Source organism: Micromonospora sp. DT31, assembly GCF_049841795.1.
Taxonomy (GTDB): Bacteria; Actinomycetota; Actinomycetes; order Mycobacteriales; family Micromonosporaceae; genus Micromonospora.
On record NZ_JBNCKZ010000061.1, the window covers coordinates 1 to 1,009 of the forward strand.

A 1,009-nucleotide genomic window follows, 5' to 3' on the forward strand; every position below is an offset into this window, starting at 1 on the left:
GGGGTTGGCGGCGACGTCGTTGGCGTGGGGTTTGTGGGAGCCGGTCAGTGAGATGACCGGCCGCCTGGACGAGGTGGACCGCCAGCGTATGAGCCGCGCCGGCGCCGAACCGATGAGCGCCGCTGAAGGTATGGACATGTTCGAGCGAGCGCTGGCGGCCGACCGGCCGTTCCTCATGGCGTCCAAGATGAACATTCCCGCGCTCCGGGAGCTCGATGATTCCGGGCAGCTGCCCGTGGTCCTACGGAGCCTGGTTCGCCGCCTGCGCAAGGCGTCCGCGAGGCGGGACACCGCCCGTTCGTACGCCGAACGCCTCGTCGGGCTGGACGAACCGCAGCAGGTGGCCTCGCTGGTGGAACTGGTACGCGACAACGCCAGGACGATCCTCGGCGGCACTGCCCCGATGGGAGCCACCCAGGCGTTCAAGTCCGTCGGCTTCGACTCGTTGTCGGCCGTCGAGCTGCGTAACCGACTCTCCGCAGCAACAGGCGTGAAGCTTCCCGCGACGCTGATCTTCGATTACCCGACGCCGGAGGCGCTAGCCCAATTCCTGCGTGACAAGCTCCTCCCCGCCGGGGAGACCCCCGCTCCCGTGGAAGTGGACCCGGGTCGCCTCCGTCAGTGGATGAGCACTGTGCCGCTGGATCGGTTGCGGGAGGCCGGTGTGCTGCAGACGCTTGCGGCGCTCGCCGGCTCGGAGGGCACGGCGCCGGCCCCGGCTACGTCGGTGGACCTCGACCTGATCGCCGAGATGGACACCGAAAGCCTCATCGCCCGGGCGCTGGGCAACGTCGACAACTGATCCACTCCCGTCAGGAGGAGAAGCCATGGCCACGTCCCAGGAGAAGCTTGTCGAGGCACTGCGCGCGGCGCTCATGGAGAACGAGCGGCTACGCGGTGAGCACGAGCGGGTCACCCAGGCCCTCAATGAGCCGATTGCGATTGTGGGTATGGCGTGTCGGTTGCCGGGTGGGGTGGGTTCGCCGGCGGATTTGTGGGATTTGGTGGT

General features: G+C 68.1%; 2 protein-coding genes. Both read left to right on the forward strand.

Annotation, left to right across the window (positions count from 1 at the left end; translation table 11 throughout):
* Positions 1-802: beta-ketoacyl reductase (locus ACLQ2X_RS28375; protein ID WP_425684137.1), on the forward strand; the 802-nt coding region annotated here is incomplete at its 5' end.
* A 25-nt stretch (positions 803-827) separates the two neighbouring features.
* The coding region (locus ACLQ2X_RS28380; protein WP_425684138.1) for a polyketide synthase docking domain-containing protein at positions 828-1,009 on the forward strand (182 nt) is incomplete at its 3' end.